The organism is Lysobacter helvus (genome assembly GCF_018406645.1).
GTDB lineage: Bacteria > Pseudomonadota > Gammaproteobacteria > Xanthomonadales > Xanthomonadaceae > Noviluteimonas > Noviluteimonas caseinilytica.
Genome location: NZ_AP024546.1, coordinates 2,844,916 through 2,868,299 on the forward strand (window position 1 = coordinate 2,844,916; position 23,384 = coordinate 2,868,299).

Annotated in this window: 24 protein-coding genes; 14 read left to right on the plus strand and 10 right to left on the minus strand. The window is 68.7% G+C overall.

Annotation, left to right across the window (positions count from 1 at the left end; translation table 11 throughout):
* Positions 1-73: 73 nt before the first annotated feature.
* From ccoN to LYSHEL_RS13965, 8 genes are read left to right on the plus strand one after another with little or no spacing between them, the layout of a single operon-like run.
* Positions 74-1,552 (plus strand): cytochrome-c oxidase, cbb3-type subunit I, encoded by a 1,479-nt coding sequence (ccoN, locus tag LYSHEL_RS13930; protein WP_213434653.1) that lies wholly within the window; start codon positions 74-76, stop codon positions 1,550-1,552.
* Positions 1,553-1,564: 12 nt separating this feature from the next.
* Positions 1,565-2,203, plus strand: coding sequence for a cytochrome-c oxidase, cbb3-type subunit II (ccoO, locus tag LYSHEL_RS13935; RefSeq protein WP_213437838.1), 639 nt, complete (start codon positions 1,565-1,567; stop codon positions 2,201-2,203).
* Positions 2,200-2,358 (plus strand): cbb3-type cytochrome oxidase subunit 3, encoded by a 159-nt coding sequence (locus tag LYSHEL_RS13940; protein ID WP_213434654.1) that lies wholly within the window; start codon positions 2,200-2,202, stop codon positions 2,356-2,358. The genes ccoO and LYSHEL_RS13940 overlap by 4 nt, the downstream gene beginning before the upstream one ends.
* Positions 2,355-3,260, plus strand: a complete 906-nt coding sequence (gene ccoP, locus LYSHEL_RS13945) for a cytochrome-c oxidase, cbb3-type subunit III (RefSeq protein ID WP_213434655.1) — start codon at positions 2,355-2,357, stop codon at positions 3,258-3,260. Before LYSHEL_RS13940 ends, ccoP begins: the two co-directional genes overlap by 4 nt.
* Before the next feature lie 2 nt (positions 3,261-3,262).
* Positions 3,263-3,454, plus strand: a complete 192-nt coding sequence (locus LYSHEL_RS13950; protein ID WP_213434656.1) for a hypothetical protein — start codon at positions 3,263-3,265, stop codon at positions 3,452-3,454.
* The gene (locus tag LYSHEL_RS13955) at positions 3,451-5,892 is read left to right on the plus strand and encodes a heavy metal translocating P-type ATPase (protein WP_213434657.1); all 2,442 of its coding nucleotides are present in this window, start codon (positions 3,451-3,453) and stop codon (positions 5,890-5,892) included. The genes LYSHEL_RS13950 and LYSHEL_RS13955 overlap by 4 nt, the downstream gene beginning before the upstream one ends.
* The gene (ccoS, locus tag LYSHEL_RS13960) at positions 5,889-6,047 is read left to right on the plus strand and encodes a cbb3-type cytochrome oxidase assembly protein CcoS (RefSeq protein ID WP_213434658.1); all 159 of its coding nucleotides are present in this window, start codon (positions 5,889-5,891) and stop codon (positions 6,045-6,047) included. The genes LYSHEL_RS13955 and ccoS overlap by 4 nt, the downstream gene beginning before the upstream one ends.
* Positions 6,044-6,772, plus strand: a complete 729-nt coding sequence (locus LYSHEL_RS13965) for a sulfite exporter TauE/SafE family protein (protein WP_213434659.1) — start codon at positions 6,044-6,046, stop codon at positions 6,770-6,772. The genes ccoS and LYSHEL_RS13965 overlap by 4 nt, the downstream gene beginning before the upstream one ends.
* 72 nt (positions 6,773-6,844) lie before the next feature.
* Here LYSHEL_RS13965 and LYSHEL_RS13970 read toward each other — a convergent pair whose 3' ends face one another.
* Complete coding sequence (locus tag LYSHEL_RS13970; RefSeq protein WP_213434660.1) at positions 6,845-7,630, minus strand: bestrophin-like domain; 786 nt, start codon at positions 7,628-7,630, stop codon at positions 6,845-6,847.
* Between the two features lie 85 nt (positions 7,631-7,715).
* Here LYSHEL_RS13970 and LYSHEL_RS13975 point away from each other — a divergent pair, with 85 nt between their 5' ends.
* Positions 7,716-8,129, plus strand: coding sequence for an acyl-CoA thioesterase (locus tag LYSHEL_RS13975; protein WP_213434661.1), 414 nt, complete (start codon positions 7,716-7,718; stop codon positions 8,127-8,129).
* Here the strand turns inward: LYSHEL_RS13975 and LYSHEL_RS13980 are convergent.
* Entirely contained in the window at positions 8,126-8,575 is a 450-nt protein-coding gene (locus LYSHEL_RS13980; RefSeq protein ID WP_213434662.1) for a hypothetical protein, read from the minus strand. The genes LYSHEL_RS13975 and LYSHEL_RS13980 overlap by 4 nt on opposite strands.
* Positions 8,576-8,696: 121 nt before the next feature.
* On the opposite strand from LYSHEL_RS13980, the gene LYSHEL_RS13985 reads away from it, so the two are divergent.
* Genes LYSHEL_RS13985 through LYSHEL_RS13995 form a run of 3 tightly spaced genes read left to right on the plus strand, consistent with a single transcriptional unit; the run spans position 8,697 to position 10,544 of the window.
* Positions 8,697-8,924: a hypothetical protein gene (locus LYSHEL_RS13985; protein ID WP_213434663.1), complete on the plus strand. Its 228-nt coding sequence runs from the start codon at positions 8,697-8,699 to the stop codon at positions 8,922-8,924.
* A gap of 43 nt (positions 8,925-8,967) precedes the next feature.
* Positions 8,968-10,095, plus strand: a complete 1,128-nt coding sequence (locus LYSHEL_RS13990; RefSeq protein WP_213434664.1) for an alpha/beta hydrolase — start codon at positions 8,968-8,970, stop codon at positions 10,093-10,095.
* A 5-nt stretch (positions 10,096-10,100) separates the two neighbouring features.
* Complete coding sequence (locus LYSHEL_RS13995) at positions 10,101-10,544, plus strand: EamA family transporter (protein WP_213434665.1); 444 nt, start codon at positions 10,101-10,103, stop codon at positions 10,542-10,544.
* Positions 10,545-10,586: 42 nt separating this feature from the next.
* Here LYSHEL_RS13995 and LYSHEL_RS14000 read toward each other — a convergent pair whose 3' ends face one another.
* From LYSHEL_RS14000 to LYSHEL_RS14025, 6 genes are all read right to left on the minus strand, one after another.
* Positions 10,587-10,847 carry a YegP family protein gene (locus LYSHEL_RS14000; protein ID WP_213434666.1) on the minus strand — a complete coding sequence of 87 codons (261 nt, stop codon included), beginning with the start codon at positions 10,845-10,847 and terminating at the stop codon, positions 10,587-10,589.
* A gap of 15 nt (positions 10,848-10,862) precedes the next feature.
* A complete protein-coding gene (locus LYSHEL_RS14005; protein WP_213498456.1) occupies positions 10,863-11,132 on the minus strand; it encodes a hypothetical protein in 270 nt (89 codons plus the stop codon).
* Between the two features lie 64 nt (positions 11,133-11,196).
* Complete coding sequence (locus LYSHEL_RS14010; RefSeq protein WP_213434668.1) at positions 11,197-11,979, minus strand: bestrophin-like domain; 783 nt, start codon at positions 11,977-11,979, stop codon at positions 11,197-11,199.
* 67 nt (positions 11,980-12,046) lie between these two features.
* Positions 12,047-14,467 (minus strand): putative bifunctional diguanylate cyclase/phosphodiesterase, encoded by a 2,421-nt coding sequence (locus LYSHEL_RS14015; protein WP_213434669.1) that lies wholly within the window; start codon positions 14,465-14,467, stop codon positions 12,047-12,049.
* Between the two features lie 7 nt (positions 14,468-14,474).
* Entirely contained in the window at positions 14,475-15,287 is an 813-nt protein-coding gene (locus LYSHEL_RS14020; RefSeq protein WP_213434670.1) for a hypothetical protein, read from the minus strand.
* An 85-nt stretch (positions 15,288-15,372) separates the two neighbouring features.
* The gene (locus LYSHEL_RS14025; protein ID WP_213434671.1) at positions 15,373-16,344 is read right to left on the minus strand and encodes a cation diffusion facilitator family transporter; all 972 of its coding nucleotides are present in this window, start codon (positions 16,342-16,344) and stop codon (positions 15,373-15,375) included.
* Positions 16,345-16,473: 129 nt separating this feature from the next.
* Between LYSHEL_RS14025 and LYSHEL_RS14030 the strand changes: the two genes are divergently transcribed.
* The gene (locus LYSHEL_RS14030) at positions 16,474-18,405 is read left to right on the plus strand and encodes an alpha/beta hydrolase family protein (RefSeq protein ID WP_213434672.1); all 1,932 of its coding nucleotides are present in this window, start codon (positions 16,474-16,476) and stop codon (positions 18,403-18,405) included.
* Positions 18,406-18,450: 45 nt separating this feature from the next.
* Here the strand turns inward: LYSHEL_RS14030 and LYSHEL_RS14035 are convergent, their stop codons facing one another.
* Positions 18,451-18,975 (minus strand): pyridoxamine 5'-phosphate oxidase family protein, encoded by a 525-nt coding sequence (locus LYSHEL_RS14035; RefSeq protein ID WP_213434673.1) that lies wholly within the window; start codon positions 18,973-18,975, stop codon positions 18,451-18,453.
* A 183-nt stretch (positions 18,976-19,158) separates the two neighbouring features.
* Here LYSHEL_RS14035 and LYSHEL_RS14040 point away from each other — a divergent pair, with 183 nt between their 5' ends.
* Positions 19,159-19,806, plus strand: a complete 648-nt coding sequence (locus LYSHEL_RS14040) for a response regulator (RefSeq protein ID WP_213434674.1) — start codon at positions 19,159-19,161, stop codon at positions 19,804-19,806.
* A gap of 33 nt (positions 19,807-19,839) precedes the next feature.
* Here LYSHEL_RS14040 and rne read toward each other — a convergent pair whose 3' ends face one another.
* Entirely contained in the window at positions 19,840-23,112 is a 3,273-nt protein-coding gene (rne, locus tag LYSHEL_RS14045; RefSeq protein WP_213434675.1) for a ribonuclease E, read from the minus strand.
* Between the last annotated feature and the right edge of the window lie 272 nt (positions 23,113-23,384).

Consider the following 23,384-nt stretch of genomic DNA (forward strand, 5'->3'; position numbering starts at 1 on the left):
GCCCAATTGAACCCCCGCCTCCCGCGGACCTAGTGTCCCCCCGTGCATTCCCGCGCGCCGGTGGACCGATGCCGTGCCGAACGCTGAAACCTACGATGACCAGGTCATCCGGCTGTTCCTGCTCGCCGCGGCACTGTGGGGCGTCGTGGGCATGTCGCTCGGGGTGTACGTCGCTTCGGAGCTCGTCTGGCCGGCGCTGAATTTCGACACGCCGTGGCTGTCGTTCGGGCGGCTGCGCCCCGACCACACCTTCGCCATCATCTTCGCCTTCGGCGGTTCGGCGCTGATGGGCACGTGCTTCTACGTCGTGCAGCGCACCGGGCACGTGCGCCTCGCGCTCGGTCGGCTGGCGACGTTCGTGTTCTGGGGTTGGCAAACCGCGATGGTGCTGGCGCTGGTGACCATCCCGCTCGGGTACACGCAGAGCAAGGAATATGCCGAACCCGAATGGACCATCGACCTGCTCATCGCCGTGGTGTGGGTGAGCTTCGCGGTGGTGTTCTTCGCGACGCTGGCGAAGCGGCGCATCCGCCACATCTACGTGGCCAACTGGTACTACGGCGCGTTCATCATCGCCGTGGCGTTGCTGCACATCGTCAACAACCTGGTGATCCCGGTGTCGATCGGCAAGTCGTATCCGATCTATTCGGGCGGCGTCGACGCGATGGTGCAGTGGTGGTACGGCCACAACGCCGTGGCGTTCTTCCTGACCGCCGGGTTCCTGGCGATGATGTATTACTTCGTGCCGCGCCAGGCCCAGCAGCCGCTGTGGAGCTACCGCTTCTCGATCATCAATTTCTGGGCGCTGATCTCGGTGTACATGTGGGCCGGTTCCCACCACCTGCTGTACACCTCGCTGCCGGACTGGGTGCAGTCGGTCGGCATGGCGTTCTCGCTGCTGCTGCTGATGCCCAGCCTGGGCTCGGCCGCCAACGGCCTGATGACGTTCAACGGGTCGTGGCACCAGGTGCGCGTGGACCCCGCGGCCAAGTTCATGGTGCTGGCGCTGGTCTGCTACGCGGGCACGACGTTCGAAGGCTCGATGATGGCCATCAAGTCGGTCAACTCGCTCACGCACGACACGGACTGGACGGTGGCGCACGTGCATTTCGGCGCGATCGGGTGGGTGGCGATGATCGCGATCGGCTCGCTGTACGCGATGGCGCCGAAGGCCCTGGGCCGGCCCCAGATGCATTCGGTCCGCGCGATGAACGTGCACTTCTGGCTGCACACCGTCGGGCTGCTCATCTACATCGTGTCGATGTGGTCCTCCGGGCTCACCGCGGGCCTGATGTGGCGCGAAACCAACGCCGACGGCCAGCTCGTCCACAGCTTCCTCGACAGCCTCGTCGCGATCCGCCCGTTCTACATCGCGCGGTTGTTCGGCGGCGTGCTGGTGCTCAGCGGCATGGTGATCATGGTGTGGAACCTGTGGTGCACCGCCGCGCAGGCGCGCAAACGCACCATCAAGGCCGTGCTGGTGCCGATCCCGCAGGACATCCACGAGCCCACGCCGTTGCAGGTGCCCCCACCGTTGCCGGCGAAGGGGTGACCGACCATGGGCCTGAAATACCGCCACATCGAAACGGTCGAGAAGCACGCGGGCCTGCTGGGCGTGCTGATCGCGATCATGGTGTCGTTCGGCGGCCTGGCGGAAATCACGCCGCTCTTCATCAAGGCCAATTCGATCAAGCCGTCACCGGGCGTCAAGCCCTACGATGCATTGCGCCTGGTCGGGCGCGACATCTACGTGCGCGAAGGCTGCTACACCTGCCATTCGCAGATGATCCGGACGTTGCGCTTCGAGACGCAACGCTACGGCGAGTATTCGACGCTCGGCGACTCGGTGTACGACCGCCCGTTCCAGTGGGGCTCCAAGCGCACTGGGCCGGACCTCGCACGCATCGGCGGCAAGTATTCGGATGCGTGGCATCGCGTGCACCTGGAAGCGCCGCGCAGCGTCGTGCCGCAATCGAACATGCCGGACTACCCGTGGCTCTCGCACACGTACATCAACGGCGAGGAGGTGCAGGCCAGGATGCGCGTACTGCGCACGCTCGGGGATCCCTACACCGACGCGCAGATCGCGGGTGCGCCGGACATGGTCCTGCACAAGACCGAACTGGACGCCGTCGTGGCGTACCTGCAGGGCCTGGGCGTGCATCCGGCGTCCGGCAGCGGCATCGCGGCGAAAGCGCCATGAATCCGATCTGGGGCAATTTGATCGGCGCCGGCATCGTGCTGATGACGGTGGTGTTCGTGGCCATCTGGTACTGGGCGTGGCGCCCGCGCCACAAGCGCAAATTCGACGCGATGGCGCGGCTGCCGATGCACGACACGGACGAGGACGACCGATGAGCGGATTCTGGTCGGGTTGGGTGGTCGTGCTGGCCGTGGTGACGATCGGCGTGAGCCTGTTCCTGTTCGCGTGGGGGCTGCGCGTGCACATCCCCGTGCAGGACGACGGCACCACCGGGCACAACTGGGATGGCATCCGCGAAGGCCTGCACAAGCTGCCGTGGTGGTGGGTGGCGGTGTCGATCGGGGCCTTCGCGTGGGCGATCGGCTACCTCGTGCTGTATCCCGGGCTCGGCAACTTCGCGGGCGTGCTGGGGTGGAGTTCGCCCGAACAACACCAGCGGGACACCGCGGCCAATACGGCGAAGCGCGCCTCGCAGAACAACCCGTGGCGCGCGATGACCATCGCGCAGCTGGCGAAGGATCGCAACGCGATCGACGTCGGCGGGCGCCTGTTCCAGGACAACTGCGCGGCCTGCCATGGCAAGGGCGCGCGCGGGAATCCGCACGTGGGCGCACCCGATCTCACCGACGCCGTGTGGCAATTCGGCGGCAGCGAGGACGCGATCCTGGCAAGCATCCTCGATGGCCGCAGCGCGGTGATGCCGCCGTGGGGCCAGGCGCTGCAGAAGGACGGTGTCGAAGAAGTGGCGTCGTACCTGCAGAGCCTGAGCGGCAACGCGAGTCGCGACTGGCAGGTCAAGGCCGGGCACGAGCGTTACGACATGTTCTGCGTGTCGTGCCACGGGCCGGGCGGCGTGGGCCGCGCGACGATCGCGCCGAGCCTCGCGGACCAGACCTGGTTGTACGGCAACGATTGGTCGGACATCACGACGAGCATCCGTGACGGTCGCACCGGCGTCATGCCGGCCTGGCGCACGCGACTGGGCGTGGATCAATCGCGCCTCGTCGCGGCCTGGGTGGTGGCGCAAGCGGCGCACGGACGCCCGGCAGGAAAGTAGGCATGGCCGCCCCGGGCGAGCGCTGGTACCAGCAGCCCGTGCTCTGGCTCGCGTTGTCGATCCTGCTGGCCTCGGTCACCGGCTGCATCGGATTGATCGTGTTCGCCTCCCGGCTTCCCGCCGACCCGGGGCCTGTCGCCGAAGACACCGTGCTGCGCGTACCGGTCGCGCGGGAAACGCCGCCGCCGCCATGAACCTGCCAGAGCGACGCTGCTGGCATTGCGGCGAAGCGTTGCCACCGGGGATCGACCTCCAGGTGCGGATCGCGGGGCAGATGCGCGCGATGTGCTGCATGGGGTGCCGGGCCGCCGCGGAATGGATCGAACACCTCGGGCTGGAGAAGTACTACACGTTGCGCACGGCGCCCGGCATCGCGTTGTCCGATGCCGCCACCGACGCCGTCGACACGGCGTGGCTCGAAGGCGAGAACGCGCGCCATGTCGTGCGCGACCTCGGCGCCGGCCTGCGCGAAAGCCTGCTGCTTGTCGAAGGGATCCATTGCACGGCGTGCGTCTGGCTGATCGAGCGCGCGCTCGGCGCCATGCCGGGCATCGTGGCCATCCAGGTCAACGCCGCTTCGCGCCGCGCGCGCGTGGTGTGGCGCGAACCGGAGACGACGCTCGCGCGGATCGTGGCAGCGTTGCCCCGGATCGGATTCCGTGCGCGTCCGCTGGATGCGAAGGGGCTCGACGATGCGCGCCGCGACGAATCGCGCACCGCGCTCAAGCGCTTGCTGGTCGCGGCCTTCGGCGCGATGCAGGCGATGATGTATGCGCCGACGCTTTACCTCGGCGCCGCCGCCGATGCGCCCACGCGCGACCTGCTGCGCTGGTTCGGCTTCCTGGTCGCCACGCCCGTCGTGTTCTATTCGGCCAAGCCGTTCCTTGCGGGTGCCTTGCGTTCGCTCAGGGCAGGGCAGTTGGGCATGGACGTGCCGGTCGCGTTCGCAATCATCACCGTGTACGCGGCCAGCCTGCTCGAAGCGCTCCGCGGCAGCGGCGAGGTGTACTTCGATTCGATTTCGATGTTCGTGTTCTTCCTGCTGGCAGGCCGCTATCTCGAGATGCGTGCGCGGCACCGCGCCGGTGATCTCACCGATGCGTTGGCGCGCCTGGCGCCGCCGTTCGCCGAGCGGCAGGAGGCGGACGGGACATTGCGTCGCGTCGCGGTGCACACGCTGCGGATCGGCGACTGCGTGCACGTGGCGGAAGGCGGCATCGTGCCCGCCGACGGGACGCTGCTCGATGCGCAGTGCAGCGCCAACGAGGCCTTGCTCAGCGGCGAATCCGCGCCGGTGCGCAAGCAGCGCGGCGACGTGCTCATCGCCGGGTCCATCCTCGAACGCGGACCGGTGCGCATGCGCGTGGCGCGCGTGGGCGCCGACACGGCACTCGCCTGCGTCACCGCGTTGGTGGGCCGCGCGCAAGCGGAACGGCCACGACTGGCGCGTGTCGGCGAACGTGCGGCGGGGCGCTTCGTCGCCTGCGTGCTCGCGTTGACGACGGTGGTCGCCATCGCGTGGAGCGTCGTCGATCCTTCGCGTGCGTTGACGGCATCGGTCGCCGTGCTGGTGATTTCGTGTCCGTGCGCCTTCGCGCTGGCGGTGCCGGTGGCCATCACGCGCGCGGTCGCGGCGTTGGCGCAGCACGGCGTGCTGGTGGTGAAACCGGACGCGATCCAGGACCTGGCAGGGTGCACGCATGTGTTGTTCGACAAGACGGGCACGCTGACGGACACGACGTTGTCGCTCTCCGATGTCGTGCCGTTGAACGGCATCGCGCGCGATGACGCGCTGCGCATGGCCGCAGCGCTCGCGCGTCGCAGCCGTCATCCGATTGCGCGGGCCATCGCGGCGGCGCATGCCGATCAGGTCGACGATGCCCTCGGCGATGTGGTGTCGCACGCGGGCCTGGGCATCAGCGCCACGTTGGATGGCCGGACTGTGCGGCTCGGGCGCAGTGACTTCGCGCTCGGTGGGCTGCCCGTGCCCATGGCTTGCGACGATGCAGTGGTGCTCGCCGACGACGCGGGTGCGATCGCGGCCTTCCGGTTGTCGGAATCCGTGCGCGCCGATGCACGTGCCGCGATCGCGGCCTTGCAGCAGCAGGGCATGACGGTCTCGATCGCGAGCGGCGATGCCCCGGAGCGCGTCGCGGAGATCGCGCAGCGCCTCGGGGTGTCCGAATGGCGCGCGCGCCAATCGCCGGCCGACAAGGTGGCCTGGATGGCGGCGTTGCGTGCCACGGGTGCGCGTGTGGTGGCGGTCGGCGACGGCGTCAACGATGCGCCGGTGCTGGCAGGCGCGGACGTCGGCATCGCGCTCGCCGAAGGCGCCGAGCTGGCACAGGCCAGCAGCGACATCGTGCTCGCGCGCGGACGCCTGGATGTGATCGCACCGGCGCGCGACATGGCGCGACAGACCCTCGCGATCGTCCGCCAGAACCAGCGATGGGCGCTGTTCTACAACTTCGCCGCGATGCCGTTGGCGGCGCTCGGCTTCGTGCCGCCGTGGCTGGCGGCGTTCGGCATGGCGTTGAGTTCGTTCGGCGTGGTGCTGAACACGTGGCGCATCGATGCGATCAACCCGCCTGCCCATGACGCACGCGCGGCGTTGCGGAGGCGGTGGGCATGATCATCCTGCTGCTGATGATCCCGTTGTCGCTGTTGTTCGTGGGCGCGGCGGTGGCGGTGTTCTTCTGGGCCGTCGACCACGATCAGTTCGACGACATGGACACGCCGGCGCTGCTGCCGCTCGACGATCCGCCGGGAGAGGAGCGGCCGCCGTGACCGGCCTGCTGACGTTGAGCGCGGCGTTGCTGCTAGGGCTGGCTGCGAGCGGGCATTGCCTGGCGATGTGCGGCGGCATCACGGCGGCGCTGGGCATGGCGACGGCGAAGGACGCACGCGGTCGCACGCGCCCGGTGCTGCTCGTGGGGTACCAGGTGGGCCGCATCAGTTCCTACATGCTGGCCGGCGTGCTGGTCGCCAGCGCATTGGGAGCGCTGGTGGGCCTGCTCGACATCGAAGCCGTGCGCCGCACGCTCCGCGTGCTCACGGCGCTCGTGTTGTTGCTGACGGCGTTGGTCGCCTTCGGGGGCTTGCGCGAACCGGGCCGCGTGATCGGCGGGAATGTCTGGCGCCATCTCGCGCCCGTTGGCCGGAAACTGTTGCCGGTCAGCTCGCTCCCGCGCGCCATCGCCTTCGGCATGGTGTGGGGCTGGATGCCGTGCGGCCTCGTCTACACCGTCCTGCTGCTCGCCACGGTGCAGCAGGACGCCGCGAGTGGCGCCGCGACGATGCTGGTGTTCGGCCTCGGCACCGTGCCGGCGATGTTGATCGCCGCGTTCGGTGCGCATCGGCTCGCGCGGTTCGCCGCACTCCCGCACGCGCGTTACATCGCCGGTGCCATGCTCCTGCTGGCGGCGATCCTCACGTGCGCCGCGCCGTGGATGGAGCACGCGATGCCGTCGCTGTACGCCTGGCTCCCGATGTTGTGCAGCACGCGGATCTGACGCGCCATGCGCGAGATCCTGGACGGCAGCTGGAAATTCCCGGTGGCGGCGCCGATGGGGTGAGCCGCGCGCTCAGCGCGCACTCCCGCGGATGAACGTCTGCAGGTCGATCAACGGCTGCTGCGTCACCGTGGCTTCGCTCGGTCGATCCAGTTTCGCGATCACCAGCACCACCGCGGCGAACGCGATCGCCAGGATCGGCATGGCCTTGGAGCGTCGCGATCCCGCGATGCCGGTGAAGTAGCCGATGCTCACCATGCCGAGCACCATCAGCGCGAGCAGCAGGGCCCACACGCCGAACGGCACGCGCGCCTGCAGGCCGATCGCCATGCGCTGCGCGTCGACGTCGTACAGCGTGTTGAGGGCTTCGACGTACAACGCGCCGATGTCGGAGTTCATGTCGCGCGCGGCGTTGGCGCGGGCGAGTTCCCACAGGCGGCGCTGGATTCGTTGGGTTTCCGCGCGCGCATCGCGCAGGTGTGCCGGGTCCATGCTGGCGCCCTGCACGAACGACAGGCGCACATCGAGGTAGCGGGCGGTGAGGCGGCGCGCTTCGGTGCGTTCGGGCTCCGGCAGGAAATCGGCGCGCAGGTAGGCGCCGCGGATCGCGCTCGCGTCGTCGCGCACGAGTTCCTTGCGGGCATCGAAGCGCTGCGCAACGATCCCGAAGGTGAAGGCCAGCATGAAGGCGGTGAGCCCGAGGATCGCGCCCGACACGCCGGAGGCCGAGGATTCCTTCTCGTGGTCGGCGCGTTGCAATGACCACAGGCCCAGGCGCACGCCGGCTTCAGCCGAGGCCATCACGACCAGGATCGTGCCGAAGAAGAACCCCCAGATGGGGATCGAATCCATGCTCATGGCCGATGCTCGCAGCGCCGCACAGGCGCCGAATCTAGCACCGCGCCGGCGTCCGGGTTTTCACGGTTCCCCCGTGGAAAACGGCATGGCGACGCCGGCGACCCACACCACCACGCACCGCATCCGGTTCTCCGACCTGGACCCGTACAGGCACATGCGCACCGCGATGTATCCGGCGTACTACGTCGACCACCGCATGGAGGCGCTGCGCGAACAGGCAGGGTGGGACCTGCGCACGCTCGAAGGGCTGCCCTTCATGACGTTCGTGAAGCGCATCGAGGTCGATTTCATCCGTCCCGTCGTCGGCGACCAGGTCGTCACCATCGCGTCGTTCGTCCGCGCGTTCGTCGGCGCCGATGCGCTGATCGATTGCACGATGACGGATGCGCGCGGGGCGATCGCGTCGAAGTGCCGCATGGTGGTGGCCTACGTCGACAAGGCGACGCAGCGGTCGGCGGACTGGCCGGCCGACGTGCGGGCGTTGTTCGACGAACGCTAGTACTGCTGCAGGTGGATGATCGTGCAGCCCGCCGATTGCATCGCGGCGGAAAACACGACGCCGCCGCCGGGCATCGGGCATTGGTAGAGCACGAGGTAACCCGGCTCCCCGGGGCGCTTGCTTTGTTCTTCCAGGATCGTCTTGCCGACGTCCACGCCCTTGCGCCATGAATCCGGATCCAGCGGCGTGCCGAACGGCGCCGGCGGCGGGGGCAGGGTGGTGACTTTTGCTGGCGGGGTGACGTCGGTGTCGCGCGGCGGCGGCGTGGGCAGCACTTCCGGGTTCGCGAGGCACTGGCCGCGGGTTTCGAGCAGCGTGCGTTCGCAGGCCGCGAGCGTGGTGTAGCGGCAGTCCATCGTGGTGGGCGTGACCGAACAGAAGTTCGCCGCGAGCGCGCCACCGCTCGTGCAGGCCAACGCTACGCCGATCAGGAGGTGCCTTGCCATCGCGGGAAGCATGCGCCCGGTCGTGTATCGGTGGTGCGAGTGACCGCCCACGGCCACCGACGGCGTTGGCTTCAATGACAGGGCGGATCGATCGGAGATCCGGCAAGCAGGGGGAAGTGCCATGTGGCTGATGAACGTCTATCGCGGGCGAGGAGGGGACTACATCCTGGTCCCACATCCGAAGAAGTATTCCGGCAGCGACGCGGGGCTGTACCTGGGCGTCGTGGCAGGCACGAGCCTGGGTGCCGAGATCTGCACGAAGATCGCGTTGCAGCTGACCGAACATCCCTGTGCCCGGCTCACGCCGACACAGTTCTTCTACGGCCAGCCCCGGGACATGGTGGGCTGAAGCGTTGCGCGGTCGGCGACATCCCATGCACTAGACTCGCCGGGTGCCGCCTTCCGACGAACACGCGATCGACCCGACCTCCCGCCTCGCAGCCGACCTGCGCGGCGTGGGCCGCCTCGCGATCGACGGCGTCACCGGCGCGACCGACATCGTTGAAGCGATGCATGCGGCGATCGGGCACCTGCCCGCGATCCTCGGGCGCCCGGCGCCTGCCACCACGACGGGATTGACGGGATTCGTGTATCGCAGCGTGCGGGGCGTGACGCGCCTCGTCGGTGCGGGCGTGGATCGCTCGCTGGCCGCGCTCGCGCCGGTGCTCGGCGGCGGTGGCGTGTCGCCGCAACGCGAGGCGTTGGTGGCGGCGATCAACGGGGTGCTCGGCGATCACCTGGAGACCAGCGGCAATCCGCTGGCGATCCGGATGCAGTTCCGCGTCGCGGGCGCGCCGCTCGAACGCGACGCGCTGCCCGCGAACACCCGCGGCAAATTGCTCGTCACGCTGCACGGCCTGTGCATGAACGACCTGCAGTGGCGTTACGCCGGACACGATCATGGCGAAGCGCTTGCCCGTGAACACGATTACACCCGCGTCGACCTGCACTACAACACCGGGCGCCCCGTCGCGGCGAACGGGCTCGCGTTCGCGACGTTGCTGGATCAACTCGTGCATGCATGGCCCGTGCCGGTCGAAGAGATCGTGCTGCTCTGCCACAGCATGGGCGGCCTGGTCGCGCGCCGTGCGCTCGAGGCCGGGCTGCGCGAACAGCTTGCGTGGACGCAACGTCCGGTCCGCATCGTGTTCCTCGGCACGCCGCACCACGGCGCGCCGCTCGAACGCGCGGGTGCGTGGGCCGACCAGTTGATCGCGATCAGCCCGTACAGCGCGCCGTTCGTGAAACTCGGGAAGGTGCGCAGCGCAGGCATCACCGATTTGCGGCACGGCACGCCGGGCGATGCGCCGAAGGTGCCGAAGCATGTGCGCCTGTACGCGATCGCCGCGCGCACCGACGGGCTCGTCCCGGTGGCCAGCGCTTTCGGCGAACACGACGATCCGGCACGCAACCTGCGCATCCCGGCTTCGCGCCGCTGGCTGTCGACGGACACGCACCATCTCGGCCTGCTCGGCAGCGAGGCCGTTTACCAGCGCCTCGCGCGCTGGCTGCGACGCTGACGGCCATGACGCAGCCTTACACCTGGTTCTTCTGGGCCGCCCTGTCGGCCTGCTTCGCCGCGCTCACCGCGATCTTCGCGAAGATCGGCATCCAGGGCGTCGATTCGGATTTCGCCACGCTCATCCGCACGGTGGTGATTGTGTTCGTGCTCGCCGCGTTCGTCGGCGTGGCGGGCAAGTGGAGCGATCCGCGCTTGCTGCCGCCGCGCACGCTGCTGTTCCTCGCGCTGTCGGCGCTGGCGACCGGTGCGTCGTGGGTTTGCTATTTCCGCGCGCTGCAACTCGGGCACGCTTCGCAGGTCGCGCCCGTCGACAAGTTCAGCCTCGTGCTGGTCGCGGTGTTCGCGTACGCCTTCCTCGGCGAGCGACCGACGCTGCGCGAATGGACGGGCATCGCGCTGGTGGCGATGGGCGTGCTGGTGCTGGCGATACCCGCGCGCAAGGCGTGACCGGGCCGGGGCGCGAGGCACCGGCCGATCACGCGTGACGCATCAGCCCTGCGGGACCAGCGATCCGGTCTTCGCGTCGAACACGGGCGTGGAGGTGTTGGTGCCCTGCACGAGGCGGATCGCTTCCAGGCAGTCGTCCAGCGAGGGGTAGGGACCGCCCGTCGCGAGCAGGCCGTCGACGGCGAACAGGCGCCATCGCCATTCGGCCAGGTCGTGGTGCTGGTACACCTCGAAGCCCATCGACGCCTCCGCGCGCACGATGTCCATACCGGGTACAACGCGCCGCGTTGCACGGACGGCCATGTGACAACGTGTGGATCAGGCGATGCGGGCGCTGTCTTCGATGAGGGCACGCAAGTTGCTGGAGACCGCGACCTCCATGGTCACGAAGGCGTACTGGCGCGCATCGACCTGATTGTTGATGTCGGCGCAGACGTCTTCGGGGAGCTCGGTGCAATTGATGGTCCCGAGCAGCGCCGAGACCGGCCCGCAATCCATCTCCGCGGCGCGCGGGGCGAGCATGCAATCGGCCGAAAGGACGAAGCCATCCCGACAGGAGAAGACGTTGAGCCGCATGGGATCGGTCACGTTCGTGGAAGGTGCGTGACGAGACTACGCCTGTGCGCCGGTCCCTGCTTTCAGGTGGCTGAATTCACCGCATGGTCTTCCCGAGTTCGATGAGCACCTGGTCGGCCTGGTCGATGCGGATCAGACCCAGGCGCGGGAATTCCAGGTCCACGATCACGAACACGCTCAGCGCCAGCGTGGCGGCGAAGGTGGTGGTGTGGAGCCAGCTGCGCTCGCGGCCGATGGCGGTGCCGTACCCCACCAGCAGTGCGCCGAGCAGGCACAGGGCGCCGAGCAGCACGAAGATGACGACCGGCGGGTGGTTCTGCGTGGCCGTCGCGCGCGTGGTGGTGATGTCGATCATGTCGTTCAACGCGGGCAACAGCAGCAGGCACGCGCGGGATTCCACGCCGGTGCGGCTGCAGGCGGCAACCGATTGCGTCCAGATCGCCGACTGCAAGGCGACGCCGGCGTCCAGGCGCGCCCGCGCGTGGTCGATGTCGTCGACATCGCGGTACGTGGCCACGCGCGCATCCACGTAACGGCGGAACAGCGCGCGCAACGCGGGCTGCGCATCGGACGGCAGCAGGTCGAGGCGCAGGTACGCGGTGCCGATCGTGTTGGCTTCGTCGGAGACGAGGTGCCGGCGCGCTTCGAATCGCGAGGCTGCGCCGGAGAAGGTGAAGGCGATCATCAGCCCGAGCAGGCCGAACACCGCAGTGTCCACCGCGCCGGCCCCGGACTTCGCACCATCGGGATCGCGCGCCAGGCGCACGCGCGCGATGCGGCGCCCGATTTCCGAACACACCAGCATCCCCAGGAACAACAGCAGGACCGCGAGCGCGGTGGCTTCGGCCAGGTGGATCATCGGCGCACCGTCTCGTTCGCGGGAATCCCTTTTCGTGCAACGCAATCGGACAATGGATTGCGGCCATTCATCGCAGCGGCGCGCCTGCGAGCAGGAACTGGCGGAAGTCCGGCGGGGCCACCGCGCGGCTGTAGAAGAAGCCTTGCAGCGTGTCGCAGCCGGCATCGCGCAGGAACGCGGCCTGTTCGGCGGTCTCCACGCCTTCGGCCACCACCGCGAAGCGCAATTCGCGGCTCATGGTGATGATCGCGCGGCACAAGGTGGCGGCGTACGCATCCTCCATCGCGCCGGCGACGAACACGCGATCGATCTTGATCTCGTCGATCGGCAGGTGGCGCAGCAGGGCCAGGCTCGAATAGCCGGTGCCGAAGTCGTCGAGCGAAATGCGCACGCCCGAATCGCGCACGCGCCGCAGCATCGCGACGAGGTTCGGCGTGTCTTCCATGATCGCGCTCTCGGTGATCTCCAGCTTCAGTTGCTCGGCGGGGACGCCGGCGAGGCGCAAGGCCTTGCGGATGTCGTCTTCGAACGTGGGGCGTCGCAATTGCACGGCCGAAACGTTCACCGAAATCGGGCGCGCGCCACCGAATTCGCGCATCCATTGCGCCTGCAACGCGAGCACCGCATGCAGCACCCAGTCGCCCAGCGGCACGATGAAGCCGGTTTCCTCGGCGACGGAAATGAAATCGGCGGGCGACACCACGCCCATGTCCGGGCTCGTCCAGCGCAGCAACGCTTCGGCCCCGGTGATGTGGCCGGTGGCGGCCGCGACGAGCGGCTGCAGGTGGAAATGGAAGTGCCCGTGGTCGAGCGCATCGCGCATGCGCGCGGTGATCGCGACGCGGTGTGCGATCGCGCGCGCCTGTTCGGTCGAATAGGCCGCCACGCGATTGCGGCCCTGCTGCTTGGCGAGGTTGAGCGCGAGATCGCTTTCGCCCAGCAGGCGCAGCGCGTCGCTGTCCTGCGTGGCGAGCGTGAGGCCGGCGCTGCACGTCATGTAGATCGGTTCGCCGTCGAACTGGAAGGGTTCGCCGAGCGCCTGCGTGGCCAGCGTAGCGAGGCGATGCACCTCCTCGAGGTTGCAGCCGGGGCACACGAGCGCGAAATCGTCGCCGCCCACGCGGCCCACGACGCAATGGTGCGCCTCGGCGATGCCGGACAAGCGCGCCGCCGCCTGCGTGAGCACCGCATCGCCCGCGCCGTAGCCGAGCGTGTCGTTGACCTGGTGCAGGCGATCCAGGTTGAGCAGCGCGATGCCGCCCGTACCGTCGCCGCGCTCGGCGAGCATGCGGTCGATGCGGCCGCGCATGGCGGCGCGGTTGGGGAGGCCGGTGAGTTCGTCGATGGTGGCGAGGCGCTCGAGGCCCTGGCGTTGCGCGACGCGATCGGTGACATCCTGGAAATACACCGTGACGCCGTTGGCCGACGGAAACACGCGGCTTTCGAACCAGCGCCCGAGCGACGAATAGTGTTCCTCGATTTCCACCGCCCGCTGCGTGTCCATGGCTTTCCGGATCGCCATGCGCAGCGGGATCCCTTCGCGTGGCACCAGTTGCTCCACGGTGCGCCCGACCAGCGCGGCCGCCGGCACGCCGATGATGTCGGCCGCCTTCGCATTCGCGTACGTGACCGTGCCCGCCGGATCGATGGCGATGTACGCATCGGTGATGCGTTCGAAGACCTGGCGCAGTTCGGACTCGCGGTGCGCGCGCTCGGCTTCGAACTTGTCGCGGTACGTGAGCGAGTAGAAGACGTCGCGCAACGGATAGTCCATCAGCGTCGTCGGCGCGGCGGTGTGTTCGACGTAGCGCAGGTAGCCCACCGCCAGCAGCGAATACAACGTGCCCACGATCGCCTTGCCGGTGACGCTGGCCGCCAGCAGGTCCGCGTAGTCGGGGCGCTCGAAGAACGCGCCGGTGACGAAGGCGAAGGCGTCGAACACCAGGGCGCCGGTCAGCGCGATCCAGGTGCGCAGCACCGGCATGCGCGGCAGCAGGCGCCCGGCCGCGGTGTACAGCACGACCAGCAGCAACACATCCAGCACGAGCGCCACGGTGCCGACCGCGGTGACGCGCGCGCCCTGGCTGAAGAGTGCCCCGTCGACGGACAACAGGTTCAACGTGCCCGCGCTGTGCAAATGCCGGCTCACGACCCAGAGCAGGATAGTCATCGTCAGGTTGGCGAACAGCACGCCGTAGATCAGCTTGCGCGCTTCCAGCGCATCCTCGCGCACGTACACCAGGAACAACGCGAGCAGGCTGGCGCCGAAGGGCAGCGTGGACGGGCTGACTACCATGCCGTGCCAGAGCGCGACGTACACGGTGGACGCCAGCACTGCCTGGATCGGCTGGAACACGCCCAGCACGACGTACAGCGGCGTGAGCCCGAACCGCCATCGCAGGCGGAACAATCCGAGCACGATCAGCGCCAGTCCCAGCGCCTCCGCCAGGAACACCAGGATCGGACGCGGGTCCGCCATGAACGCCATGGACGGATTAGGACACTGTTCGCGCCATCGGGCGTGAAGCCCGCGCCTCCCGGTGTTTCAGCACGATGCGCCGCGCGGCGTTGCGCAACGGCAGCAGCGTCATGCGATAGACGGTGCCCAGCGCGCGCCGCGGGCGCGACACGCGCCAGCCGAAGCCTTGCTTGATCGAGGCCAGGCACGGGTTGCACAAGCCGCACGGCGTGCCGGCGCGCGTGGGGTGGTGGCAGAACCAGGTCATCCCCATCAGGCGCATCCAGCCTTCGCGTTGCGCCTGCGCGACCATCTGTTGTCGCGTGGTGCGCACCAAGGGCAGGCCGAAGGCGCCGAAGAGCAGGGAGGCATCCGGATCGGGCGCGCCGGGCGGAATGTGGAACGAGGCGTAGCCCTGCGGCGTTTCCATCGGCGCGATGTTCGCCTGCAGCATCACGCCCGCGCCGTGCAAGGCGCATTCGCAACTCAGTTCGATGCCGCGCAACCGCTGTTGCCGGCAGTAACGCGAGAGCCACGCGTACTGGTTGCCCATGCCGTACCTGGCCGCCAGGCGCGCGTAGCCGGCGTCCAGTTCGGCGTCGGGTGCGATGTCGGAGACGCGCGAGACCTGCGTCGGTCGCAGCAGCGCATGCGCGCGCGGATACGCATCGAACAACGCGTCGCGGATCGCGTCCATGGTGTCGAACTCGAACTGCGTGGATGCGCGCGTGTCGTCGATCAGGTACACCGGCGCGACCGGCAGGCGGTGTTCGAGCAGCAGCTGCAGCAGGCGGAACGTGGAATCCCAGCCGCCGGTCCAGAACAGGTTGACGGGGGTGTCGCGCGACAAGCGAAGATCTCCCGGATTCAAGCGCTGGAGGTTGGCGCCGGCGGAGTGCAGGGCGTGCGAAGCGCGCAGCGCGCACGCGCATTCATCAGGGCAGCAGCGGCGGTGCGTCGTCGTGGTCGGCCAGTCGCTTCGCGCGTTCGGCCCACGTCGCGGCCGTCTGCGGCTTGATGAACAGCGCGACGACATCGCGATGTTCCCGCTGCACCGCGCGTTCGATGCGGCGCACGCAGGCTTCGATGTCGTCCGTGGTCAGCGTGTCCTCGAATTCCGCGCTCAAGGCCGCCACCACCGAGTCCGGCCCGATCTGGATCGCGAGCACGCCGTTGGCGCACCGCACCGCGGGATCGTCGGCGGCGATGCGCAGCAACGCATCGCTCAGCAATTGCGGTGCGGTCTCGCCGAGCAGCAACGCCTTGGTTTCGCGCGCGAGCAGGAACGAGGCCGCCGCCAGCACCACCGCGATGCCGAGCGAGGCCATCGCATCGAAGCGCGGATCGCCGGTGAGGTGCGAGGCGCCCACGCCGGCGAAGGCGATCAGCAGACCGAGGATCGCTGCGGTGTCTTCGAACAGCACGGTGAACGTGCTGGCGTCCTTGCTGGCGCGGAATGCGTCGAACCAGCCGACGTCGTCACCCTTCGCCTTGTGGAACGCGCGCATCGCCACCCACCACGATGCGCCTTCGAACGCGAGCGATGCGCCGAGCACCAGGTAGTTCACGAGCGGGCGTTCGATGGGCTCGGGATGACGCAGGTGCATGATGCCCTGCGCCGCGGACGCCACCGCGCCGAGCGCGAACACCAGCAGCGCGACGATGAAACTCCAGAAGTAGATCTCGCGGCCGTGGCCGAAGGGATGCGCGGGATCGGCGGGGCGTGCGGCGCGCCGCATCCCGTGCAGCAGCAAGAGTTCGTTGCAGGTGTCCACCAGCGAATGCACGCCTTCGCTGAGCATCGCCGAGCTGCCGGTGATGAACGCCGCGACGAACTTCGTGGCCGCGATGGCGCCGTTGCCGAGCAGGGCGGCGACGACCACCTTCTTTCTTCCTTGGGCGGGCATCCGCCGATCCTCCGGCGCGACGGGTGAAGCGCCCGTGCCGGTGTGCGCTTTCGCTCACCCCTGCTTGAACCGCCCGGGGTTTTCGGGTGCACTGACGCGGGGAAAGGATCGGTTCGACAGGGGATTCCAATGGCAATGCATGAATGGGGCGCGCGGGCACGCATGGCCGCGCTGGTGCTGGCGTGTGCGTGGGCGGGGCAGGCGGGGGCGCAGGCGCCGGACTGGAAGGTGTTCCTCAAGCGCGCATCGATCGAGCAGATCCAGGTCTCGCCCGACGGCACGCGCGTGGCCGTGGCCGAGCGCATCGGCGAAAGCACGCAGATCACGATCCGCAACCTGGCGACGATGGCGGCGGAAGTGCGCTTCGATCCGGGCACGCAGGGCGAAGTGGGCAAGTTGCGCTGGATCGACGACGACCGCGTGCTGCTGTCGGCCAACCGCACCGACAGCAAGTACAAGGTGGCGTTCGTGCGGCCGGCGATGTGGATCGTCTCGCGCGACGGCCGGGACAAGTACCTGTTGCCCTCGAATTTCCTGGCGACCATCGAAGGCGATCCCAACCACCTGCTCGTCCACGAATGCTCGGACTGGAAGGACGGCAAGTGCTTCGACGAAGTGCGCAAGGCCGAGATCGGCCACCTGGCGCGCACCGGCGAGAAAGTGATCGTGGCGCCCGACCGCGAATCGGAGTTGTTCGCCGATCGCCATGGCAACGTGCGCTTCTCGATTTCCGAAGACGACAAGGCGATGACGCGCCTGCAGGTGCACACCCCGGGCCAGGAGGGCTGGACGCTCATCAACGACAGCGAAAAGAGCGGCCTGCACGTGTATCCGCTGGGCATCACTGCCGACGGCGAGCACGCCTACCTGGAAGCCGAGCGTGCCACGGGCGCCTCGGCGATCGAGCGCTACGATTTCGCGACCGGCGCGCGCACGCAGGTGCACCAGGATCCGGAATCCGACGCGACGCGCACCATCTACGCGTTCGACGGGGTGACGCCGATCGGCGCGTATTTCCGCCCGACGCATCCGGTGGCGGTGGTCTGGGATTCGACGCATCCGGATGCGGCGGCGATCAAGCAGATCCTGGCGGCGTTCCCCGGCCGCGTGGTGGCGATCACCAGCGCCACGCGCGATCGCAACAAGGCGATCGTGAAAACCTTCGGCGACCGCGATCCCGGGACGTATTACCTCTTCGACCGCGCGGCGAAGAAGGCGACGCTGATCGCGCGCAGCCGTGCGTGGCTGCCGGAAAACACGCTGCCGCCGAGCCGCGACGTGTCGCTGGTGGCGCGCGACGGCATGCCGCTGCACGGCGTGCTGACGTTGCCGCCGGGCAAGGAACGCAACCTGCCGATGATCGTGCTCGTGCACGGCGGGCCGCATGGTCCGTTCGACGATGCCACCTTCGACCAGGAAAGCGCGTTGATCGCGAGCCAGGGCTACGCGGTGCTGCGCGTGAACTTCCGTGGTTCGGGCGGTTACGGAAAGTCGTTCGAAACCGCCGGCTACAAGCAGTGGGGCCGCGCGATGCAGGACGACGTGACCGATGCGACGAAGTGGGCGATCGCGCAGGGCATCGCGGATGCGGGCCGCGTGTGCGTGTACGGCGCGAGCTACGGCGGGTATTCCGCGCTGATGGGCGCGGTGCGCGAGCCGGCGTTGTATCGCTGCGCGGCGAGCTACGCCGGGCCGCTGGACCTGGCGAAGATGTACAAGTGGGGCGGCATCCGTCGCTCGGACTACGGCATGGAATACCTGGCGCGCGTGCTGGGCAAGGATGAAACGGACCTGGCGGCGCGTTCGCCGGCGAAGCAGGTCGCGTCCATCAAGGTGCCGGTGTTGATCGGGCACGGGCGGCTGGACGGCCGCGTCGACGTGGCGCATTCGCGCGCGATGGTCAAGGCGATGAAGAAGGCCGGCCTGGCGGTGGAGTCGATCGAATATCCCAACGAAGGCCACGGCTTGAACATCGACGCGGACGAAGCGGATTTCTACACGAAGCTGCTGGCGTTCTTCGCGCGCAACACGGCGCCGGCGACGGCGGCCTCGGCGCCGTGATTCGCCGCCGTCGCGCCGGCAGGTCGCCGGCGCGGCGGGGTTCGGTTACTGCACGCGCTGGTTGCGCAGGTCGACCTCGGCGCTGTTGTCCTTGTAGTCCACCTTCGGGTCGATGCCGAGCAGCATCTTGACGCCCGCGAGCAGGTTGGATTCGTTGAGCCAGATTTCGGCGTGGTCGGGATCGAAGCGCAGCAGCACGAGTTTCGGATCGTCCTTGCCTTCGAACCACGCGGCGATGAAGGGATTCCACAGGCGATCGATGACGGCGCGGTCGTTGTCGATCGTCAACGTGCCCTGCACGCTGGCGAACAGGTCGTGGCCCTTCGAGGTGAATGCGGCGATGGCGCGCCCATTCTTGCGGCTGCCGTTGCCTTCGAGGTGATCGGCCACGGCGTTGGGCTTGCCGGTGAAGAACCAGATCGGGCCGCCCGCGTCGCCTTCGATCTGCGCGGTCATCGGGCGCGAATGCCCGTCTTCGACGCCATCCAGGCCGAGCATCAGCGTGCGGTCGGACTTGAGGGCCTTCCAGAACTTCGCGGCGAGTTCGCTCGGATCGTGTTCGTGGTGCATGCGGGTGGCTCCGGATCGATGCGTGGGAGCGCACGAATAACGCATCGACGATCAAGGCCGCGTGCGCGCAGCGGGCAACAGCCGCTTCACGAAGCGAAACATCCGCAGGGCAAAACCTGACGCGCTTCGCAGCGGCTCGCGGCGCGGCGAACGTAGGCTGGGCGCCGGCAAGGAGGTCAGGGAATGACGATCCGCGTGTTCGTGGTCGACGACCACGTGCTGGTGCGCGACGCGCTGTGCAGTTTGCTGGCAGCGCAGGGTGGCTTCGCCGTGGTGGGGCAGGCCGACTCGGGCGAGGACGCATTGCCCGTGCTGCGGCGGCTGCGTCCGGACGTGCTGGTGTGCGACGTGCACCTGCCCGGCATCAGCGGGCTGGAAGTCACCGAGCGCGTGGTGCGCGGCGAATTCGGCACACGCGTGATCGTGCTGTCGGCGTTGCAGGATGGTCCGATTCCACGGCGTGCGATTGCGGCGGGTGCGTCGGCGTATGTCGGCAAGGGGCACGACGCCGAGGAGTTGATGCGCGCCATCCGCGAGACGGCGCGCGGCAAGCGTTACCTGGCCAACGGGATCGCGCAGCAGATCGCGTTGTCGGGGATCGACGGCAATGCGTCGCCATTCGACGCGTTGTCGCCGCGCGAACTGGAAGTGGCGTTGCTGCTGGTGCGCGGGATGCGGCAGGAAGACATCGCGCGGCGCCTGCACCTGAGTGCGAAGACGATCAACACGCACAAGACGCGCTTGTTCGACAAGCTGGGGATCAGCGATTCGATTGCGCTCGCGCGGATGGCGAGCCGGTATGGCATGACCGATCCCGCGCACGCCTGGTAGGCGGGCGCGGGAGGGTGGGACGTTACACCTGCATCACACGTTGCGCGGCGCGTCTTCGTGCGGCGGCTGCGGGTGCGGCGGCGTGGCTTCGGGTTCGAAGGCCTCGGCGACGCGCGCGTGCGTGTCGTCGACCGCGGGTTCGTCGGCGATCGCATCCGCCGCGGCCTGGGCGGGGTCTTCGCTCGGCATGGCATCGAACAGGCCGGGCGAGGGCTGCGACGGCGACGCGGCGCCGAACAACGACGCGACGTCTTCGGCCTGCGCGGGCTGCGGGTCTGCCTGCGAGAACGACGGTGCATACGCGGCGGCATTCGACGGCGTGGCGGCCGGTTCTTCGAATGCGGGCTCCTGGAACGCCGGCGGCTGCGTGGCGGCGATGTCGCGCGACGTCGATGCCGGTTCGATCGGCTCCGGCGAATTCACTTCGTCGATGGCCTGCGCGGGCGTGGCGACGTCGGCGTAGGGCGCGTCGTTCCAGTCGCCCGGTGCGTTCTCGATCGCGCTCGCGAGCGATTCGGTCGCCAGCGTGTGGCGGCTGGTGTCCGTATCGGTGCGCGCGGGTTCGACTTCGATCGGCGCGGACGCGAAGGCGTCCGGCGTGGCGACGGCATCGCGTGCGGGCGCCGCGGCGGGGTCGGCGGGCGAGGCCGGTGCGACGTACGGGGCAGGCGTGGCGACCGGCGCAGGCGTTGCGACCGGAGGCGCGGTCGGCGCGGAGGCGGCGATCGGTGCCGGCGTGGCGATCGGTGCGGGCGTTGCGGCCCGTGCCGACGCGACCGGTGCCGATGCGATCGGTGCGGCCGGCGCTTCGTCGTCGAAATCGAATTCCGGCTGCGCGCGCGTGTTGGCCGCGACGTCGCCGCTTTCGACGTCATCGTGGTCCTGGTCGTGCTCGTGCGCCATGCCATCCTGCGTGGCTTCGCCTTCCGCGCCGCCCTGGCCGCGACGACGACGACGGCCACCGCGACGGCCGCGACGACGGCGTGCGCCGCCTTCGCCGCCTTCGGCGACGTCCGTGGACGGTGCGGCATCGTTGGTGACGACGGAGGTCGCGAGCGTGGCATCGGCGGCCTGGTCGGCGGCGAGCGTGGCCGATGCGAGCGTGGCATCCGTCATCGCGTTGGCGGCGACGACGCCGGGCTGCACGACCTGCGCATTGGCGAGCGCGGGATCGACGACCGGTTCCTGGCGCGGCTGGCGCTGCTTCTGTTCCTGGCGCTGCTGGTCGCGAGGCTGCTGCTCGCGCGCCTGCTGGGCCTGCTGTTCGCGCGGCTGCTGTTCGCCACGCGGCTGCTGCTGGTCGCGCGGCTTCTTCTGATGCTGTTGCTGCGGCTGGGCCTGTTTTTGTTGCTGACCCTGCTGCTGGCCCTGCTGCTGCTTCTGTTGCTGGCCTTCGTTGCGCGGGCCCTTCTGCTGCTGCGGCTGGTCCTTGCGATCGCGGCGCTGCTCGTCGCGACGGCCCTGGCCGTCACGGCCCTGCTGCGGACGACCACGACCGTCGCGGCGACCATCGCGTTCGCGACGACGCTGTTCTTCCGTCGCACGCGGCGCGGGCGCCGGCGTGGCGACCGGCGCGGGCGCACCGAACAGGCGCTTGAAGAACCCGACCACGCCACCGACCGCGGGCGCGGCGACGGGGGCGGCCACCGCCACCGGCATCGGGGCGGGCTTGGGTTCGTCGCGGACTTCGTCGCGCACCGGTGCCGGCTGCGCCGGCTTCACCGCGGTGACCGCGGGCAGGTTCGGGATGTTGAGGTGGGCCTTGGTCAGCGCGTGCGTGGCGAGCTTGCGCGGCGTGCCGCGCTGGTAGCTCGGCTTGCTGGTTTCTTCGCCGAGCTCGTTCTCGCGGATGCGCGTGACTTCGTAATGCGGGGTTTCTAGCTGGTCGTCGGCGACGATGACGATCGGCGAATCGTGGCGCTGCTCGATTTCACCGAGCGCACGGCGCTTTTCGTTGAGCAGGTAGTTGGCGATCTCGGTCGGCGCCTGCACCAGGACCTGCCCGGTGTTTTCCTTCATCGCGTGCTCTTCGGCCACGCGCAGGATGGACAGCGACAGCGATTCGACGCTGCGCATGCGGCCGTGGCCGTCGCAACGCGGGCACACCAGCTGGCTGGATTCGCCCAGGCTCGGACGCAGGCGCTGGCGCGACATCTCCAGCAGGCCGAAGCGCGAGATGCGGCCCAGCTGCACGCGGGCGCGGTCGTACTTGAGCGCGTTCTGCAGCTTGTTCTCGACTTCGCGCTGGTGCTTGTTCGACGACATGTCGATGAAGTCGATCACCACCAGGCCGCCGAGGTCGCGCAGGCGCAGCTGGCGCGCGACTTCTTCCGCGGCTTCCAGGTTGGTGTGGAACGCGGTTTCTTCGATGTCGCCGCCCTTGGTGGCGCGGGCGGAGTTGACGTCCACCGCGGTCAGGGCTTCGGTCTGGTCGATCACCAGGGCGCCGCCGGAGGGCAGGCGCACGGTGCGCTCGTACGCGTTCTCGATCTGCGATTCGATCTGGAAGCGGTTGAAGAGCGGGGTGTCGTCCGTGTAATGCTTGAGCTTGCGCAGGTTGTGCGGCATGACCTGCTGCACGAACTCGCGGGCCTCGGCGTACATCTCGTCGGTATCGACGAGGATCTCGCCGATGTCGGCGCGCATGTAGTCGCGCAGGGCGCGGATGATCAGGCGCGATTCCTGGTAGATCAGGAACGGCGAGGGCTTGCTGAGGGCGGCTTCGGCGATGGCCTTCCACACCTGCAGCAGGTAATCCAGGTCCCACTGCAGTTCTTCCGCGTCGCGGCCCACGCCGGCGGTGCGGATGATCACGCCCATGTCGTCGGGGATCTGCAGCTTGTCCATCGCCTCCTTGAGGGCGGCGCGGTCGTCGCCTTCGATGCGGCGCGAGACGCCGCCGGCGGTCGGCGAGTTGGGCATCAGGACCATGTAGCGGCCCGCCAGCGAGATGAACGTGGTGAGGGCCGCGCCCTTGTTGCCGCGTTCTTCCTTGTCGACCTGGACGACGATCTCCTGGCCTTCGCGCAGGAGTTCCTTCAGCGACGCCTTGTTGGGGTCGACGCCGGCCGCGAAATAGTCGCGGGAGATTTCCTTCAGGGGCAGGAACCCGTGGCGCTCGCCGCCGTATTCGACGAAGGCGGCTTCCAGGGAGGGCTCAAGGCGCGTGATGCGGCCCTTGTAGATGTTGGATTTCTTCTGTTCCTTCGACGGTTGTTCGATGTCGATGTCGTACAGGGTCTGGCCGTCGACGGTGGCGACGCGCAGTTCTTCCGCCTGCGTCGCGTTGATGAGCATTCGCTTCATTGTGCGTTCCTCGCGCGCTGTCGCACGCGGAACGCCGGGGCGTTCGCCTCTGGATACCGCGGCGCCACCCGCGCCCGTGTGGCGCATGGTGTCGCTTCTCGTATTCCAGCGCTTCAACACCACGGCAGGCCGCGGGAGCGCTTGTTGCTGTCCGAAAATTTGCGGGGCCGGCGGCCGCTCGGCAGGAATGCCTTCGCGTCGCACGGGTCGTTGTTCAGCGCCGACGTCTGACGCATCGGGCGATGCGCGGGCCTGCCGACGAGCCGCTAACA

Bases quoted from the DNA above. Each gene is read 5' to 3' on its own strand.
- LYSHEL_RS13940 (WP_213434654.1), top strand. From the start codon at position 2,200: ATGAATCCGATCTGGGGCAATTTGATCGGCGCCGGCATCGTGCTGATG.
- ccoP (WP_213434655.1), top strand. From the start codon at position 2,355: ATGAGCGGATTCTGGTCGGGTTGGGTGGTCGTGCTGGCCGTGGTGACG.
- LYSHEL_RS13950 (WP_213434656.1), top strand. From the start codon at position 3,263: ATGGCCGCCCCGGGCGAGCGCTGGTACCAGCAGCCCGTGCTCTGGCTC.
- LYSHEL_RS13955 (WP_213434657.1), top strand. From the start codon at position 3,451: ATGAACCTGCCAGAGCGACGCTGCTGGCATTGCGGCGAAGCGTTGCCA.
- ccoS (WP_213434658.1), top strand. From the start codon at position 5,889: ATGATCATCCTGCTGCTGATGATCCCGTTGTCGCTGTTGTTCGTGGGC.
- LYSHEL_RS13970 (WP_213434660.1), bottom strand. From the start codon at position 7,630: ATGAGCATGGATTCGATCCCCATCTGGGGGTTCTTCTTCGGCACGATC.
- LYSHEL_RS13975 (WP_213434661.1), top strand. From the start codon at position 7,716: ATGGCGACGCCGGCGACCCACACCACCACGCACCGCATCCGGTTCTCC.
- LYSHEL_RS13980 (WP_213434662.1), bottom strand. From the start codon at position 8,575: ATGGCAAGGCACCTCCTGATCGGCGTAGCGTTGGCCTGCACGAGCGGT.
- LYSHEL_RS13985 (WP_213434663.1), top strand. From the start codon at position 8,697: ATGTGGCTGATGAACGTCTATCGCGGGCGAGGAGGGGACTACATCCTG.
- LYSHEL_RS13995 (WP_213434665.1), top strand. From the start codon at position 10,101: ATGACGCAGCCTTACACCTGGTTCTTCTGGGCCGCCCTGTCGGCCTGC.
- LYSHEL_RS14000 (WP_213434666.1), bottom strand. From the start codon at position 10,847: ATGGCCGTCCGTGCAACGCGGCGCGTTGTACCCGGTATGGACATCGTG.
- LYSHEL_RS14010 (WP_213434668.1), bottom strand. From the start codon at position 11,979: ATGATCCACCTGGCCGAAGCCACCGCGCTCGCGGTCCTGCTGTTGTTC.
- LYSHEL_RS14015 (WP_213434669.1), bottom strand. From the start codon at position 14,467: ATGGCGTTCATGGCGGACCCGCGTCCGATCCTGGTGTTCCTGGCGGAG.
- LYSHEL_RS14025 (WP_213434671.1), bottom strand. From the start codon at position 16,344: ATGCCCGCCCAAGGAAGAAAGAAGGTGGTCGTCGCCGCCCTGCTCGGC.
- LYSHEL_RS14030 (WP_213434672.1), top strand. From the start codon at position 16,474: ATGGCAATGCATGAATGGGGCGCGCGGGCACGCATGGCCGCGCTGGTG.
- LYSHEL_RS14035 (WP_213434673.1), bottom strand. From the start codon at position 18,975: ATGCACCACGAACACGATCCGAGCGAACTCGCCGCGAAGTTCTGGAAG.
- LYSHEL_RS14040 (WP_213434674.1), top strand. From the start codon at position 19,159: ATGACGATCCGCGTGTTCGTGGTCGACGACCACGTGCTGGTGCGCGAC.
- rne (WP_213434675.1), bottom strand. From the start codon at position 23,112: ATGAAGCGAATGCTCATCAACGCGACGCAGGCGGAAGAACTGCGCGTC.